The organism is Variimorphobacter sp. HTMS_6 (assembly GCF_059717775.1).
This window is the reverse complement of record NZ_AP046094.1, coordinates 3,141,849-3,157,762: the sequence shown is the minus strand read 5'-3', so window position 1 is coordinate 3,157,762 and position 15,914 is coordinate 3,141,849. Positions and strand designations below refer to the sequence as shown.

General features: G+C 34.2%; 11 protein-coding genes. 10 read left to right on the top strand and 1 reads right to left on the bottom strand.

What is annotated here, in order from left to right:
* The first annotated feature begins 3 nt into the window (after positions 1–3).
* The 7 genes from AC6IWN_RS14210 to AC6IWN_RS14180 all read left to right on the top strand — a co-directional run bounded on the left by AC6IWN_RS14210 (position 4) and on the right by AC6IWN_RS14180 (position 11,515).
* Entirely contained in the window at positions 4–1,500 is a 1,497-nt protein-coding gene (locus AC6IWN_RS14210) for an ATP-binding protein (RefSeq protein ID WP_497988077.1), read from the top strand.
* Positions 1,493–4,282 (top strand): Z1 domain-containing protein, encoded by a 2,790-nt coding sequence (locus AC6IWN_RS14205; RefSeq protein ID WP_497988075.1) that lies wholly within the window; start codon positions 1,493–1,495, stop codon positions 4,280–4,282. The genes AC6IWN_RS14210 and AC6IWN_RS14205 overlap by 8 nt, the downstream gene beginning before the upstream one ends.
* Positions 4,272–5,276 (top strand): PD-(D/E)XK motif protein, encoded by a 1,005-nt coding sequence (locus tag AC6IWN_RS14200; RefSeq protein ID WP_497988073.1) that lies wholly within the window; start codon positions 4,272–4,274, stop codon positions 5,274–5,276. Before AC6IWN_RS14205 ends, AC6IWN_RS14200 begins: the two co-directional genes overlap by 11 nt.
* A complete protein-coding gene (locus AC6IWN_RS14195) occupies positions 5,266–7,014 on the top strand; it encodes an AIPR family protein (RefSeq protein WP_497988071.1) in 1,749 nt (582 codons plus the stop codon). Before AC6IWN_RS14200 ends, AC6IWN_RS14195 begins: the two co-directional genes overlap by 11 nt.
* Positions 7,015–7,023: 9 nt before the next feature.
* Positions 7,024–8,673: a DNA cytosine methyltransferase gene (locus AC6IWN_RS14190; protein WP_497988069.1), complete on the top strand. Its 1,650-nt coding sequence runs from the start codon at positions 7,024–7,026 to the stop codon at positions 8,671–8,673.
* A 31-nt stretch (positions 8,674–8,704) separates the two neighbouring features.
* Complete coding sequence (locus AC6IWN_RS14185; RefSeq protein ID WP_497988067.1) at positions 8,705–9,502, top strand: HNH endonuclease; 798 nt, start codon at positions 8,705–8,707, stop codon at positions 9,500–9,502.
* 339 nt (positions 9,503–9,841) lie between these two features.
* Positions 9,842–11,515: a hypothetical protein gene (locus AC6IWN_RS14180; protein WP_497988065.1), complete on the top strand. Its 1,674-nt coding sequence runs from the start codon at positions 9,842–9,844 to the stop codon at positions 11,513–11,515.
* A gap of 688 nt (positions 11,516–12,203) precedes the next feature.
* On the opposite strand, the gene AC6IWN_RS14175 is transcribed toward AC6IWN_RS14180, so the two are convergent.
* Positions 12,204–13,091 carry an AraC family transcriptional regulator gene (locus AC6IWN_RS14175; protein WP_497988064.1) on the bottom strand — a complete coding sequence of 296 codons (888 nt, stop codon included), beginning with the start codon at positions 13,089–13,091 and terminating at the stop codon, positions 12,204–12,206.
* A gap of 312 nt (positions 13,092–13,403) precedes the next feature.
* On the opposite strand from AC6IWN_RS14175, the gene AC6IWN_RS14170 reads away from it, so the two are divergent.
* The 3 genes from AC6IWN_RS14170 to AC6IWN_RS14160 all read left to right on the top strand — a co-directional run bounded on the left by AC6IWN_RS14170 (position 13,404) and on the right by AC6IWN_RS14160 (position 15,911).
* The gene (locus AC6IWN_RS14170; RefSeq protein WP_497988063.1) at positions 13,404–14,555 is read left to right on the top strand and encodes a Gfo/Idh/MocA family protein; all 1,152 of its coding nucleotides are present in this window, start codon (positions 13,404–13,406) and stop codon (positions 14,553–14,555) included.
* A gap of 35 nt (positions 14,556–14,590) precedes the next feature.
* Positions 14,591–15,055 carry a VOC family protein gene (locus AC6IWN_RS14165; protein WP_497988061.1) on the top strand — a complete coding sequence of 155 codons (465 nt, stop codon included), beginning with the start codon at positions 14,591–14,593 and terminating at the stop codon, positions 15,053–15,055.
* A 91-nt stretch (positions 15,056–15,146) separates the two neighbouring features.
* Positions 15,147–15,911, top strand: a complete 765-nt coding sequence (locus AC6IWN_RS14160) for a sugar phosphate isomerase/epimerase family protein (protein WP_497988059.1) — start codon at positions 15,147–15,149, stop codon at positions 15,909–15,911.
* Positions 15,912–15,914: the final 3 nt, after the last annotated feature.

Here is a 15,914-nt window from a genome sequence, read left to right as displayed (position 1 = left end):
GAGATGAATGAATATACAATTGAATTGATTCCAGATGCTAATTTATTATTAACATCGCTTAGATCGGTAGGATATAAAACGGAAACTGCCATCTCAGATATTATTGATAATTCTATTTCGGCAGGTGCGACAGAAATTCATGTGGATTTTATCTGGGACTCAAATGATTCGAAAATTTGCATATGGGATGATGGTCAGGGAATGGCGTTTGATGAATTGATTACATCAATGAAAATTGGTTCATCTGATCCGTTGGAAAAGAGATCGAATGAAGATCTTGGCCGCTTTGGAATGGGAATGAAAACAGCAGCTTTTTCGCTTGGAAAAAGGTTACTTGTAGCTACTAAACAAAGAGAAACATTTTCAAATGCAACATGGGATCTGAGTTATATTGAAAAACAAAAAGACAGAAAATGGAACCTTATTGTTAATCGAGGTAATGAGGATAAATTAAATTGGACAAAATCATATTTGAATCGATTTGAGAATTCGACACTACTTGTTATCGAAGTTTTGGATCGCCTTGTTGATTATGAAAATCTAAACAAATCAAAAACCAGTTTCTATAAAACGATAGAGCGAGTTAAAAAACATGTTGGGATAATTTTTCATAGATTTATTGAAGAAGATGATTTAAACATATATTTTGGAGAAGATATAATTCAGGCATGGAATCCTTTTATTATTGATAATAATGCAACTCAAGAATTAAGTGAGGAACAATATTGGGAGGCTGATAAGAAAGTAATTATACAACCATACGTTTTACCACATAAAACAAAATTTACATCAACAGATGAATATGAAATAGCTCAGGGATCGAAGGGATGGAGCGCACATCAAGGAGTTTATGTTTATAGAAATAGAAGATTATTAGTGTTTGGTACTTGGTTCGACATAATTAAGAAAGAACCAGCATTTAATTTGGCTCGAATAAAACTGGACATTACATCAGAGTCAGACTATGACTGGAAGATTGATATCAAAAAATCCATTGCTACTCCGCCTTTATATATAAGAGATATGCTTGAAAGAGCAATTGTTGTATGTACTAACGTCTCTTCTAAAGTATATAACTCGAGAGGAGCATATTCAAAGAATCCAACATCTCAACAGCTTGGCTATGTGTGGGAACAAAGAAAGAATAGATTGGGGGCATATGCATTTTACATAAACAAGAAACACCCGATTCTAATGGAAGTAATTAGAAAATTAGATGAAGATGGTCGTGAAAGTCTAAAAGCGTATATCGCATTAATAGAAAGTTATGCGCCGTTTATGCAGTCGGGACTCACTGAATATTTAGGCGATAGAAAAAAAGGAGACCCAGAGGAATCTGAAAAGCAAGCTGACGTAAAAGAGGCGAAAGGATATATTAGGAAGTTTTTAAGAAATGATTTTTCAAAGGATGAAGTCGAAACAATTATCTTAGGAATGCCAAATTACCGATACATTGAAGACGAGTTGAAAAAAATATTCGAGGAAGAAAACTATGATTAACTATCCAGAAGGATTATCTGAAAGCGAAATCGGCTTATACATAGCAGCATTTAAAAAATGCCGTGAGCTTATAAAAGAAAAGAATAATAAGGTTACAGCGGATGAAATAATAGATGAAGTTGCCAGTAAGTGGGGTTCTGTTGTAAATGATGAGATAAAACTCAGAGCATTTCTAAAAGCTGAGGTAAAAATTCCGGTTGATCCAGTTCATATCATGGTAGATAAGACAGTTAAAGACTCAAAATGGTTTTACAATTATAAGAAGGAAAAAGGTCATCTCATGGAGTATTGGAGAAGATATTATGACTACCTTAATCAGAAATCATCTTGGTCGTTAGATGCTATTACAGATATTGATGAATCAACTGATGCAGTTGTAAACTTTTTGGCAGATCCTTCTATCGAAAAAAAGCAGGATATAAGAGGACTGGCGTTTGGCTATGTTCAATCCGGTAAAACAGCGCATTATTTAGGAGTCATAAATAAAGCTGTTGATGCTGGTTATGAAATTATTATTATTTTAGCTGGAATACATAATAATCTTCGAAGCCAGACACAAATTCGGCTTGAGGAAGAAGTACTTGGTTACGATGTCAATGGTACTTTGGGCTCGGAAGAGAATGTTCTTGGTGTGGGAAAAATGAGTGATGTATCTCATCACCTTCAGGCTCTTACATCAAGAGACGAAAAAGGAGATTTTAATAAAATAAAAGCAGGAACATCAATGAATCCACCACTAGTTGTTGTAACAAAGAAAAATGCATCTGTATTAAACAGACTTATCAAATACTTGAAGGACATTCCTATCAGTGTGACTAATAATGAAGGTAAAAAAGTTATCCCGACGAAATATCCAGCATTAATCATTGATGATGAAGCGGATCAGGCTTCACTAAATACAAAAGACTGTTATAACGCAGATGGTACACTTAAAGAGGATTTTGATCCTACAAAAATAAACGGATGTATAAGAAGGTTGCTTGGACTATTTGAGTGTAATGCATATATTGGTTATACGGCTACACCATTCGCAAATATTTTTATACCACCAAAGGCAACTAATTTGAAATATGGTGATGATCTTTTTCCGCGCGACTTTATAGTGAATATTCCTAGATCAAGTATGTATATTGGGGCATTAGAATTCTTTGGTCTTAGTGATGATGAAAAACAAATTAAAAGCATGCCCCTTTTCAGAGAAATAGTTAAAGGAAAAGATTATCTTGGAAAGGGAACCAAGAAGGATGATTTAGTCGGAGAAATTCCTGATGATTTGAAAACAGCAATAAAAACATTTGTTGTTTCAGTTGCAGTGAGAAATTTACGAGGACAAAGATGTAAACCGAACTCAATGCTTATTCATATCGTAAGGTATAAAGGTCAGCAAAATACAATTAAGAGAAAAGTGGAAGCATATTTTATCGAAGAAATTTATAATTATATTGTCAATAGTGATCCAGCGGTAGAGGAAGACTTAAGAATTATCTGGGAAAATGATTTTCATGCAACAACAGTTGAAATGAGAAAAGACTTTGGGAAATATATGATGAACGTTCCTGATTTCTTTTGGGGTGATGTGTATACTGAAATACGCAGATATATTAAGGCAAAAGAATTTACTATTTATAGCATAAATGGTGATAGTGATGATGTGTTGATTTATGATAGTCACAAAGACGAACCATTTAATGTAATAGTAATAGGTGGAGATAAACTGGCAAGAGGACTTACTTTAGAGGGACTAATGGTAAGTTATTTTACGAGAAGCTCAAATACATACGATACCTTAATGCAGATGGGGCGTTGGTTTGGATACAGACCTGGTTATATTGATTTGTGCAGACTGTTTGCGACAAAAGAGTTACACGGATTCTTTGTGGACATTTCAAGGGCTACTGAAGATTTGGTTAAACAAATTAACTATATGTGTGAAGTTGTAAAGCAAAATCCTTCGGGGTTTGGACTTGGCGTAGAATCTAATCCAGATTTGCTGATAACCAGTAGAGATAAAATGCGTACTGGAAAAGATATGAAGAGAGATTTTAGTGCGCATCTGAGCCAGACTAGGATGATTGATGTAGATCCAGAACAGTATGATGAGAACTTTAATGCTGTTGAAAATTTACTATACTCGATTGGAGCTCCTGCTACAGAGGAAGAATTAACAAATAGAGATATCAAACGAGTTGGTCAACATGTGTACTGGTTGAATGTACTTGGACAGGATGTTTCACAATTCCTTCGGGAATATAAAACATCTGCTTCAGCAAGTAGAGCAAATAGCATATATATGGCTGATTATATTGCAAATCAGAATGAATGTCAGGGACTTACTAATTGGACGGTTTGTATGATAAATGTAAAAATTATCACTAAGCCACCCATAAAGATAGCCGGTTTATCAATCGGAGCAGGAGTGCATCGAGACAGCGCTGAATGTACAGATGGAGGCTCCGTATGTGATGTTCATGTACTGACATCAGAAGGACATGAATATTTGGACTATACAACTACTCAATTTAATAAACTTGATGAATTAAAAAATCAAGGAAAGCATAATCCGGATCTTAGAAAAGGAACTAGGAATCGTAAAGATGGCTTACTGATATTGTATCCGTTGGGGGATGTTGAACCGTTAACTAGAGTTGATGTTATTAAAGGGCATAAGACCCCATTCGGTTTTGCAATTGTATTTCCGGATAGGCAAGACCAGGGAACTATCAAATCGTACCGAATAAATGATATTGCTGTGGAGAAAAAGAGCTATGACTTTGACGCATAAAATATATGAAGATTTATTTTCAGAGGTAAGAAATGAGAGAATTAAGAAGCAAATATCGCTGAGATATGAGCTACCAAACAAAAAAGAAATAATTTTTGCTGTATCTTGTGAAGATGAAGTGCGTCATTTTTATTTCAAAGCAGACATAGAAGATACTAACAGAATACCAAACTGTAATGGTATCGAATTTAATGCAGTTAGGTTACCGGAATACGATGTGAATGCTTTGTTTTGTAATTTGATCCAAGTAAAAGGAAATGAATCATATATTTATGAGACAATAATAGAAGATATTAGAGCAAGACTATTAAATAGTAAAGGAACAGATATAACCGTAATAGTTGCTCAAACATTAAAAAGATGGCAAGATTTCTTTACAAAAAACAGGCAAATAGTAATGTCACCAGAGCGGCAACAAGGTTTGTATGGAGAACTTCGATTTATGGAAGAACTAGTCGAAAGGATGGGAACCAAAGCAGTTTTATATTGGTCAGGATGCAAATATGAAACACATGATTTTTACGTTAATGGAAATGGAGTAGAGATAAAGACAACAAGCAAAAAAGCTCCATATAAAATACATATCAGCAGTGAGTATCAATTAGATGAAAAAGATGTAACAGGTGATTTATTTGTGATGTTTTATGCATTTCGAAAGAGTGAATCCGATGGGGAAAGGCTTGCAACTATTATTCATAGGATCAGAAATTCATTTAGGGGCAATCCACATGCGTTGGAGACATTTGAAACGAACTTGGAGGAATATGGGTACTTTGATTCGGTATCTGAGAAATATGTCAATGGATATGTAGATCGAGAAACGGCCTTCTTTAAAGTAGAGAATGGATTCCCAAGGATAATTGGCAAGGATTTGGCAAATGGTGTTTCTAACTGTGTATATGATGTGCTTGTTGATGAATGCAGAATGTATGAGATCACAAAACTAGAGGCAGAAAAAATATTGTTGAAAGGAAATACGGAAGATGTCAGATAAATTACAGGAATTCAATCAAGAAATAATTGAAGAAGTAATGGAGTATCGTAATAATAATGTGGTAACAACATCCGTAGCCTTCAAGACTATTTTTCTATCCTACCTTAACGAAATTGGCGAAACAAGTATAGCGGATTGCCATATTATAGATTTTAAGAAAACAGCTGATAAGGTTAAAGTAGATGGATATGTGTTTAGCCAATATTTTAATACGCTCACCTTACTAATCAGTGACTTTTCACAAAACCCGTCAGTAGATAAAATGGGAAAAACAGATATTGATAAAGCGGTAAAGCAAGGATTGAGATTTTATAAGAATTGCTTTACCAATTATTTTGATGATATAGAAGAATCTAGCGATGGGTTTCAGGCATTTGAATATATAATGGCATGTAAAGACGAAGTAGAAACTATTGAAATTGTTCTAATAACAAATAAGCGTGCTGTTTTATATGTGCCAGAGGATACAAAGATAGGAAAAGCTAATATTAAGTATGATGTCTGGGATATTGAAAGATTATTTCAACATATATTTATGAATAATAGTGCTGACAGTATAGACATAAAACTAAATAAAAAATACAATACAGTTTTACCATTAATAAAAGTAGAAACTGCTAATGATGTTTATGACTGCTACATCGGCTACATCTCTGGAGAACTACTTGCGAAAATCTATAACGATGAAGGACAAAAACTTATTGAAAAGAATGTTAGATCTTTCCTTCAGGCTACCGGAAAAATTAATAGGGGTATTAGAGATTCTTTGTTACATGAACCTGAGATGTTTATGGCATATAATAATGGAATATCTACAATTGCAGACGAGATTGAAATTGATGAAAATATATCAAATGATTATTCTGTGGTTATTAAATCAATCACTGGATGGCAAATTGTCAATGGTGGACAGACAACAGCATCAATCTACAATGTATATAAAAATAAAATTGATTTATCAAAAGTAAGTGTACAAATGAAACTTACGGTAATTAAGAGCCAAGATAAGACAAACGATGTTATAGCAAATATATCAAGATATGCCAATAGTCAAAATCCAATAAAGATGTCTGATTTTAATGCGAATGATGATTATCATATTAATATGGAAAGATACTCTCGAATAGTGTATATTCCAGTGGAAAAAGGTAAGTCATTGGATAGATGGTTCTATGAAAGAGCAAGAGGTCAATATTTTGTAGAGGTGAATCGACAGCTAACACCTGCTTTAAAAAGAGATTTTAAAGAACACAACCCTAAAAAAAGATGTATTTCTAAGGCTGTTGCTGCAAAATGCATGATGTGTTGGATGGGATACCCAAGCGTTGTTAGTAAAGGATTGGAAACGAATTTTGTGTATTTTACACAATTGATGAGTGAAGGAGAAATTCCTGAGGCAACTGAAGAAAATTTCAAAAGAATGATTGCACAGGTTATTCTGTTTAACAAGTGTGATTCTATTATTGCTAATCATAGATTTGGAGGTTTTAAAGCACAGCAGGTTTATTACACGATGGCACTACTAGGAAAATATCATTCAAATATGATTGATTTTTTGTATATATGGAATCATCAAGATATTACTGCAGATTTAGGGCTCGTAATAGAAGATGTTATTTACAAAGTATGGAATCATTTTCAAAAGCCAACAATAGAAGGTGTAAACATTGGTCAATGGTGCAAAAAAGATGAATGCTGGGATTTAATACAAAAAAGATTTGAAAATAATGAATTGTAGAGGTAACCAATGTATAGAACACTAGATTTATTTGCTGGTGCCGGAGGGCTTAGTATTGGCTTTGAAATGACTGGTCAATTCAAAACAGTGGCAATAGTTGAGAATAACAAGTATGCAGCCAGAACATTTTTAAAGAACCACGAAGGAATTAAGAATTATGAAGATATTATGAGTCTAAATTTCAAAAAGATGAAGGAAGAACTTAAAGGTGGGGTTGATGTGATTATTGGTGGTCCGCCTTGTCAGGGTTTTTCTAATGCTAATCGTCAGAGAAGACAATTAATTAACGGTAGTAACGAGTTAGTCAAGAAATACGTCGAAGCGATAAAGGAATTAGAACCAAAGGCATTTGTTATGGAAAATGTAAAGACAATTGCTTCGGATAAGCACCACTTTTGTTTGACACATGAAGATGCTGACTATGTACAAAACGAGCTACAAGTAAAAATTTCAGAGACTTCTATTACTTTATACGATGGCGATTATGTTATTGGGATGAGGGATAGCCTTGCTGAAGTACAAGAGTATAGGATGTCACTTATTTCTGAAGAAGAGTTATATGTACTTTATAATCTTCATAAGAAAAAGAAGAGTCTTGCAAAATATCTTTCGAAAAAAGACAATAGGAAGAAAGTTGAATCGATAATAGAAAAACTAAATTGCTCAGAGAATCAACCTCAATGGTTGAGAGAGAGTTGCTTGGAAGTAAATAAGGTATTAGAAAATTTATTGGTAAATGCTACTGTATTATCTGAGAAGGAAGATGACGTTATTCGAAAATTCTGGGATATACAACGTTATTTTCATGGAATTCTTGAATTACAAAAAAAGGATGTTGTATATGATATATCCTATTCAGCTAGGCAAATATCAATATCATTAAAAACATACATCGTTATTGAGTTTATTAAGAAAGCATTTCATAAACTTGGCTATAAAATAGAAGGGAATGTACTAAATGCAGCAAATTTTGGAGTGCCACAAACAAGAGAGCGCTATTTATTAATCGGAGTTCAACCAGAATATTTGAATGACAGGGAAGTACATACACCTGAAGCGCTTATTACCGATGTTGAAGAGTTTGTTAAAGTAAAAGATGCTATATATGACTTGAAAAAATTTGAGCCCACCACACGTTCTATGGATGAAGTTTTGACAAAAAAATATATACCAGCAATAAATTCTTTTTATAGGTATATTATAATGAAACAAGATAGCAATAAAATATTTAATCATGTTTGCACTGAAAGTAGTCAGGAGGCAAAAGAAAAATTTAAGGCAATTGCACCTGGAGATAATTTTCATTCATTACCAGAGGAATTAAAAAGTTCATACGAAGATCCAAGTAGAACACAAAATACCGTTTATAAAAGGTTGATGAATGAGAAACCATCAGATACAGTGGTAAATGTAAGAAAGTCGATGTGGATTCATCCGGAATTTAACAGGGCTATAAGCGCGAGAGAAGCTGCAAGGTTACAAGCATTCCCGGATGATTATGTTTTTTATGGGACAAAAGATTCAGTATATCAGCAAATTGGAAATGCGGTACCACCTTTACTTGGTAGAGCGGTTGCAGAACAAGTATTGAGATTGCTTGGGATTCAAGATACGGAATATGAAACACTGAAAGATATATATATGAGATTTAAGAAATAACACAAACAATCTGATGAGGTGATAAAGTGTCATGGGTTTGGAAAATGGTGGAAAGGTATGGACGTGGGAAGAAACCATCTTGGCTTTTGACTTATATTCAAGAACGGATTATTCTAAAATATCAGCAAGAAATACTGAAGTAATTGAGTTGGCTGAGCTTTTGAAAAGAAAGCCTGGAGCTGTTGCAAAAAAGATGTTTAACATTGCGGCTCATGATCCTAAGCAAATTGAACGAGGTGTAGTTGCACTATCTCATTCAAATAAATACGATAAACTAGTGTGGAAAGCATTTGAAGAAGATACATACAAATTTATCTGTGATTCAAAAAAGGCGATAGCTGATATTAAAAATATCTCTGTCGATATGGTTATTAACACAGAGATAGAAAATTTTGAGTTGGATATTTTTCCATATGGACAAGATAGAGAAATGGCAACAACAGCTAGAATTGGGCAGTATTTCTTCAGAACTTCCGTTTTAACTGCATATCATAGACAGTGTTGTATAACTGGGATCTCTGAACCTAGACTTTTAATTGCTAGTCATATTAAACCATGGAAGGTGAGTAACAAGAAAGCGGAGAGGACAAACCCTAGAAACGGATTGTGCTTAAATTCATTTCATGACAAAGCATTTGATCAGGGCTTTATTACAGTTAGACCTGATTATGAGATAGTTATTTCGGATAAACTCAAAAAGGCAGAGATGGATCAGGAAACGAAGGAATGGCTTTGTTCGTATGAACATAAAAAAATAAATTTACCTGATAAGTTTTTACCGTCAATAGAATTTCTTGAATACCATAATGATGTGATATTTATGGGGTAGGGAGTGATAATGTCGCGTAATAGGAAATTGATAATTGATGGCATTTTGCTTAAGTCTAGGTGCTATGGATATTTATTTTATGAATGTAAACAATTGAGGGAAGCTGAATTTGGACATGCTACGTTTTTATATCTTTTTACGCTTCTTGAAAGTATATTATAACTATATGAATTTTTAAGAGCCTAATTGGCAAGATGACTTAATGAGGAATGTAGATTATTCGCTAATCTTTGTTCTAATGAAAATCATGAAAATGCTTTGATTGTGAACTACCTATTATAGTGATAATGGGAAGACGTCCAAGGATATGCTATGGTAATAATATAGGGGTGATTATTTATGAAAAATGAGTGTAAAATTTTCAAGTCAATAATGACTAATGCTGAGAAAAACCTTAACAAGTTGTGCAGTTTTTGGAATATTTATGACAAGCAACGTTTTTTCATAAGTGCAATAGGAATTTATGATAAGTTATTTGTTGATTCCATCAGTCCAGATGCGAAAAAGCTTATCAAGCCTTATTATGACAGGATAATTCGATATAGTTATCCAGTATTTATTCGAACATTTTATGACCAAGAGTTTGAAAAATTACCCGGTGTTGTGCTTAAACCGATAGATGGTCAGCTAAAGATATTATATAATAAACTTATTTATTCTTGTGGTATTATCGGATGGATGCAAAGTATGATTGATGATGTGAAAGCGGGATATTTGTCATACACCTCATTATTTAATCATGTACGTATTAAATTCAAAGAAAAATATCATTGGAATGAATATCTTGAGAAAGAATATTTAACCTGGTACTCAGAAACAATAGCTCAGCTTCAGCAAAATGAGTATGATAGGTTAAATGCCAAGTTGCCAGAGATCCTTGATAAGATATCACGATCTGTATTTGTCTGGCGGGATCATTTTATAGGCTATGCCAACGATATAGAAACCGAAGTATATTTTAATGAACATGCATATTTAGATGCTAAGCAAACTGTTGATTGGGATATGTTTTCTCCTGAATGTCTATTTGAAAATATCCGTTATGGAGATATCGTGCAGGCAATTACAGACTTTTCTGGGTATTCAATTAAGCATATATATTGTGTGAATGTATTGAAAACATTGTATCCTAAATTGATAAACGAAAATTTATTTACTTGTATTTTTACTGAAGAAGATTTGGTGAATCTTATTGTAAGCAACCAGAAGACTGATATAAAAAACGCTAAAACAATATTAGACACACTTTCCTTAACTACGGAGAATGAAAGCTATTATAATAATACAAGTGCTTCAAGTGCTCCGTTAATTAAGGTGTCCAAACATCAGTATATAAGATCTATTAGAGGATTTTTAGATGGAGCGTTTGATTTTGCACTCTATAGACTACATAATTCATACCCAAAAGACTGGGATAGAAATGTTAATACAAGAGAGAAGACATTCAAAGAGCAATTATACCTGCTGTTTGATAACAAACGCTTTTTTTGTGTACCGTACGCAATTTTACTAGAAAGCAAAGGTAAAATAAGTACAGATATAGACGCAGCAGTCGTTGATAAAGTAACGGGTGAAATTGCTCTGTTCCAGCTTAAGTGGCAAGATCCAACCAGTTACTCATCCTTTGCCCTAAAAAGTAAAAAAAATAATTACAATGAGCAAACACAAAAATGGATTAATGTAGTTGAAACATGGATAAAAAATTCTAGCGAAGCCGAATTAGCAAGCAAGATGGGTATAAAGAAGAAATATATAAAGAAAGATAATTTTTTACTTTTTGTTTTAGGTAGGCATCATGGAAATTATTCAGGAATTAGTAAGCCGACATCGAAGTGCGCATGGGTTCAATGGTATCAACTACTTCAAACCATATTATATTTAAATCAAAAACAAGAGTTATCTTTAACAAGTATCCATGACTACCTAATACAAACAAACCCGTTTAATCGTAGAATTATCGAACGAAGGAGTATTTTTGTATATCAAAAATACAGAATTCATTATGGTGATTAAAGTATAGAATAAATAAGAATGAAAAATGTGTCTGAGATGATTTCACAAGATGAAAAATGTATTTAATTGAACAACTGTAACAGTACGCATTGTGTAAATCCCTTGAATCAATTAAAAATATCTGGGCTTATTATAGTTACTTGTATAATTGATCATGGTTAAGGATGATGTCAACAGAAAATTACAGCAGCCCCTATCGAAGTATTTGTTTACTTTGCTCCGATAGGTGTATTGTCTGGTATTTTGAAGGTGTAATACCATATTATCTGGGAGATCGCCGCGGAGCATGAATAACCCCCAGAGCATTTGCAATGGACAAATTATTACAAAAGAAAATCTGGTAATTAGAATTCAGAGATAAATAATTACAAACTAATTAATCATATAGACAAGGGCTAAGTAGAATTTCCAATCAGTTCTTGTCTGTTCTTTATGTCTATCATTTTAAGGTCAGATCTGCTTGTTGTGATTATTATACATCTGATAGGTAGTTTCAATATGAGTATTAGTAATATCAGAAGCAGCCATCCTTTCTATCTTCTTTCGCATAAATATAAAAGAAAATAGAAAGGAAGCCTTAGAACTATTGAATATGCGTTGATGAATATCTTTTGTGAGTAATCGATGTTCAATTTGCTGATATGATTAATCTCGATGTACCGAGTTTACGAGGCAGTAAGCCGTTGCGTTATTGAGATAAAGAATCACTCTGCAAGTCATTATTAATCATCGTCTCCCTAAATTCACTAGGGGAAATTCCTTTAATTTTTTTAAAAGCTCGGTTAAAAGAAGATACGCTTGAAAACCCTGAATCAAAGGCAATATCAATGATATGCGCTTTGGGATTTGATATCAAGAATTCTGTCCTCTTGATACGCTCGGTAGTAAGGAAATCAATAAATGTCATATTCGTATATTTTTTAAATAAGTGCGAGAAGTGAGATTTGCTTACCCCTATGTGATGAGAAACATCATCAAGTGTAATGGGTTTCGTACAATTTTGTGATATGTAAAGGCAAGCTTCTGTCATTAACTTAGTGGATTTGTATTCTGTGTTTGCTTCACCAGAGAATTCTTCTTTCTTAGCATTGACGCAGTATCGTCCAACCTTTACAAAAAACTCTAGAAGAAGTGAGTATATACGCACTTCATTAAAAAGTGATTGGGAATAATAAAGCGCAGGCAATTCTTTAATTAATAAAATCATTCGATCAGAATCAATATTTGATGGGTCATATTTTATGCAATGATACTGATTAAACACAGAAAAATTGCTGTTAAATTCGCTCATAATCATCAGTAAGTCTAGAGGGAACTGAACAAGAATAAATGCATTTTCATCTACAGGACGAAGCGAATGCAAGTCACCAGGATAAATTATGACAAAGTCGTTCGCTTTCAGAACATGTTTAGTGAAATTAATCGTTACTTCATTATTATCATAAAGACTTACCAGTATCTCAATATAAGGATGCCAATGCATCGTATCAGAAAAATTCATATCGATTTTGTTTGAAACATTTATTTTCTGACCACTATTAAAATTCAACATCTCAAAATAGTTATTCGTATGCATAATTGAAAATCTCCTTTACTGGTTATATAGGTGAAGTTTTGTACATGTTTAGTCTATCATTTATGATGGCAAATAGCAATATTTGATATGTCTAACGGGAAGATATGCATACAGAATTGACAAAACCCTTGAATTTCAAGGGTTTTTTATGTGCAAAATATACGCAAAAAAAATAATTATAGTAATATCTGCATAGGTAATACACAAATTTTAAAGAGAAGGATGTAAGTAAAATTGATAACATAGAAACAGAGAAACACATTGAAAAATGGTTTGTATATATCACAAATTTAATCAGAAAGGAACAGTACATTGCGAATATTTAAAATAGGTATACTTGGAGCTGGAGTGATAAGCAGAACATATCTTGCCGATATAAAAGCATTTTACAAAAATCTCGAAGTAATCGCTTGTGCAGATATAGATGTAGAGCTATCGCAAAAATTAGCATCGGAATTTGGTATAAAAAAGGCATATACGCCCGAGGAATTGTTAAAGGATGATGAAGTTGAGATTGTAATAAACCTCACGCCGCCACAGTTTCATGTTGAGTTGGCTAAGCAGATAATAACAGCCGGTAAACATCTTTTTAGCGAGAAACCGTTTGCACCCAATTTAAAAGATGCAAAGGAAGTGCTGGATTTAGCAGAAGCAAAGGGTGTTAAAGTTGGTTGTGCACCGGACACCTTTTTAGCGTCAGGACTTCAGAGTTTGAGATATTATCTTGATGCTAATCTCATAGGAAAGCCTTTCTTTGTTACGGCAAACATGACGACCTTCGGAGTTGAAACTTGGCACCCTAACCCTTCCCCTTTTTATATGAAAAACAGTGGCCCTTTATTTGATATGGGACCATATTATCTCTCAGCGATTGTAACTCTATTAGGACCAATAGAGAGCATTGCTGCTCTTGATGCAAAGGGTAGCGATAAGAGACATATCTATGTGGGACGAGAGGCAGGAACTGATATTGAAGTAAAGATCCCTACTCATTACTCTTCTATATTGAGATTGAGAAGTGGCGTTGTTGTGAACTTTAATGTAAGTTTTGATATTTATAAGTCAAATCTTCCGATGTTTGAAATTTATGGAGATGGTGGCACGCTCACCTATCCGGATCCGAACTTTGGGGGCGGCACTCCTAGCGTGTACCGGAAAGAACAGTACACGGACACGGTTTATCAAAAAACAGAGGAAGCGATGGCACGAAAAGAGAGGTTCTATGAGCTGCCTGAACTATATCCTAGAGTGAAAGATTATTCAAGGGGATTAGGCGTGCTTGATCTTGCGAAAGCGATAGAAGCAAACAAGAATAATAGAGCAAATGGCAGTTTGATAATGCACATTACCGAAGCCATAGAAGGAATGATGATTTCATCTGAAAATGGCGAGTTTTACAAAATGAAAACTACCTGTGAGAGGCCAGAGCCTTTAAAACCAGGTGGATATATGGATGAAGTTTAATAATTAATAACGCAAAGACTGAAAGGAGACATAATATGTCAGGAGTAGTAGGAACAAATTTAGTAGCACAGGTGGGATTTATCGTTAAAGATGTTGAGGCAACAAAGAAAAAGTGGGCTGAGTTTTTAGGTGTTGATGTCCCTGAGACACAACCGATTGGTGACTATGCGATAACAGGAACAAAGTACCAAGGAGAAGCAGCTCCAAATGCATATTGTTGGATGGCTTTCTTTGATGTAGGCCCAGGACTTCAACTTGAATTAATTCAGCCGAACGAGGAGCCTTCAACATGGAGAAGCTTTCTTGACGAAAAGGGTGAAGGCATTCACCACGTTGCGTTTCAAGTGAACGATTCAAAGACTGCTGTTGCAAATGCGGAAGCTGCAGGTTTAAAGCTGGTTCAAAGAGGCGTTTATGGTGATGGCAGCGGTGAATATAATTATCTTGATGCTCCGGATCTAAAATGTATCGTTGAGCTTCTCGAGAGTTACAATAAGTAATTCACACTACCTATAAAAAGAAAGGCATGATTTAAATATGAGACTTGGGACATCTTCACCATTAAAACACAGCAGTCCAAAGGAATGGGCTATGAAACATAAAGCTTTAGGGCTTGGAACTGTAAATTTCCCACTCACTTTCGAAAATGATGATGCACTGATTGACGAGTATGTGAAAGAAGCAAAAGAAAACAACCTTGTGATAGCAGAGGTTGGGGTTTGGCGCAATACATTGGATTTAAATGAAGATGCACGTAAAAAGGCAATTAAGTATGCCATGGGGCAGCTTGAACTTGCTGATCGAATCGGTTCTCGCTGTTATGTGAATATATTAGGTGCAAGAGGCTCTCGTTGGGATGGTGCTTATAAAGATAATTTTACAAAGGAAACGTGGGAACTGGGTGTAAAGACAATCCAGGAGATTATAGATGCGGTAAACCCTAGAAATACGTATTTTACAATCGAGTCAATGCCATGGATGTTCCCGACCGGGCCGGATGAGTATCTGCAGTTGCTTGAGTCTGTAGACAGAGATAGATTTGGGGTTCATATGGACATTTTTAACTGGATAACTACACCAAGAAGGTATTTCTTTAATGAAGAATTCATATGCGAATGCTTTGAGAAACTAGGTGAGCATATAAAAAGTTGCCATCTGAAAGATGTCAAGATGAAGGACGATTATACGTTGTTTTTTAAGGAAACCAGTGTTGGAAACGGTGGAGTAAATATCAAACACCTAATCAAAAATGGTTTATCCTTTGATGAAGATATGCCGTTTATCATTGAGCATCTTAATACAGATGAGGAATATTTAAACAGTGTCAACTACATAAAGGCTTTAATGACGCTCTAAGCG

Excerpts from the sequence above, each read along its gene's own strand:
- AC6IWN_RS14210 (WP_497988077.1), top strand. The coding sequence starts at position 4 with ATGAATGAATATACAATTGAATTGATTCCAGATGCTAATTTATTATTA.
- AC6IWN_RS14205 (WP_497988075.1), top strand. The coding sequence starts at position 1,493 with ATGATTAACTATCCAGAAGGATTATCTGAAAGCGAAATCGGCTTATAC.
- AC6IWN_RS14195 (WP_497988071.1), top strand. The coding sequence starts at position 5,266 with ATGTCAGATAAATTACAGGAATTCAATCAAGAAATAATTGAAGAAGTA.
- AC6IWN_RS14190 (WP_497988069.1), top strand. The coding sequence starts at position 7,024 with ATGTATAGAACACTAGATTTATTTGCTGGTGCCGGAGGGCTTAGTATT.
- AC6IWN_RS14185 (WP_497988067.1), top strand. The coding sequence starts at position 8,705 with ATGGGTTTGGAAAATGGTGGAAAGGTATGGACGTGGGAAGAAACCATC.
- AC6IWN_RS14180 (WP_497988065.1), top strand. The coding sequence starts at position 9,842 with ATGAAAAATGAGTGTAAAATTTTCAAGTCAATAATGACTAATGCTGAG.
- AC6IWN_RS14175 (WP_497988064.1), bottom strand. The coding sequence starts at position 13,091 with ATGCATACGAATAACTATTTTGAGATGTTGAATTTTAATAGTGGTCAG.
- AC6IWN_RS14165 (WP_497988061.1), top strand. The coding sequence starts at position 14,591 with ATGTCAGGAGTAGTAGGAACAAATTTAGTAGCACAGGTGGGATTTATC.
- AC6IWN_RS14160 (WP_497988059.1), top strand. The coding sequence starts at position 15,147 with ATGAAACATAAAGCTTTAGGGCTTGGAACTGTAAATTTCCCACTCACT.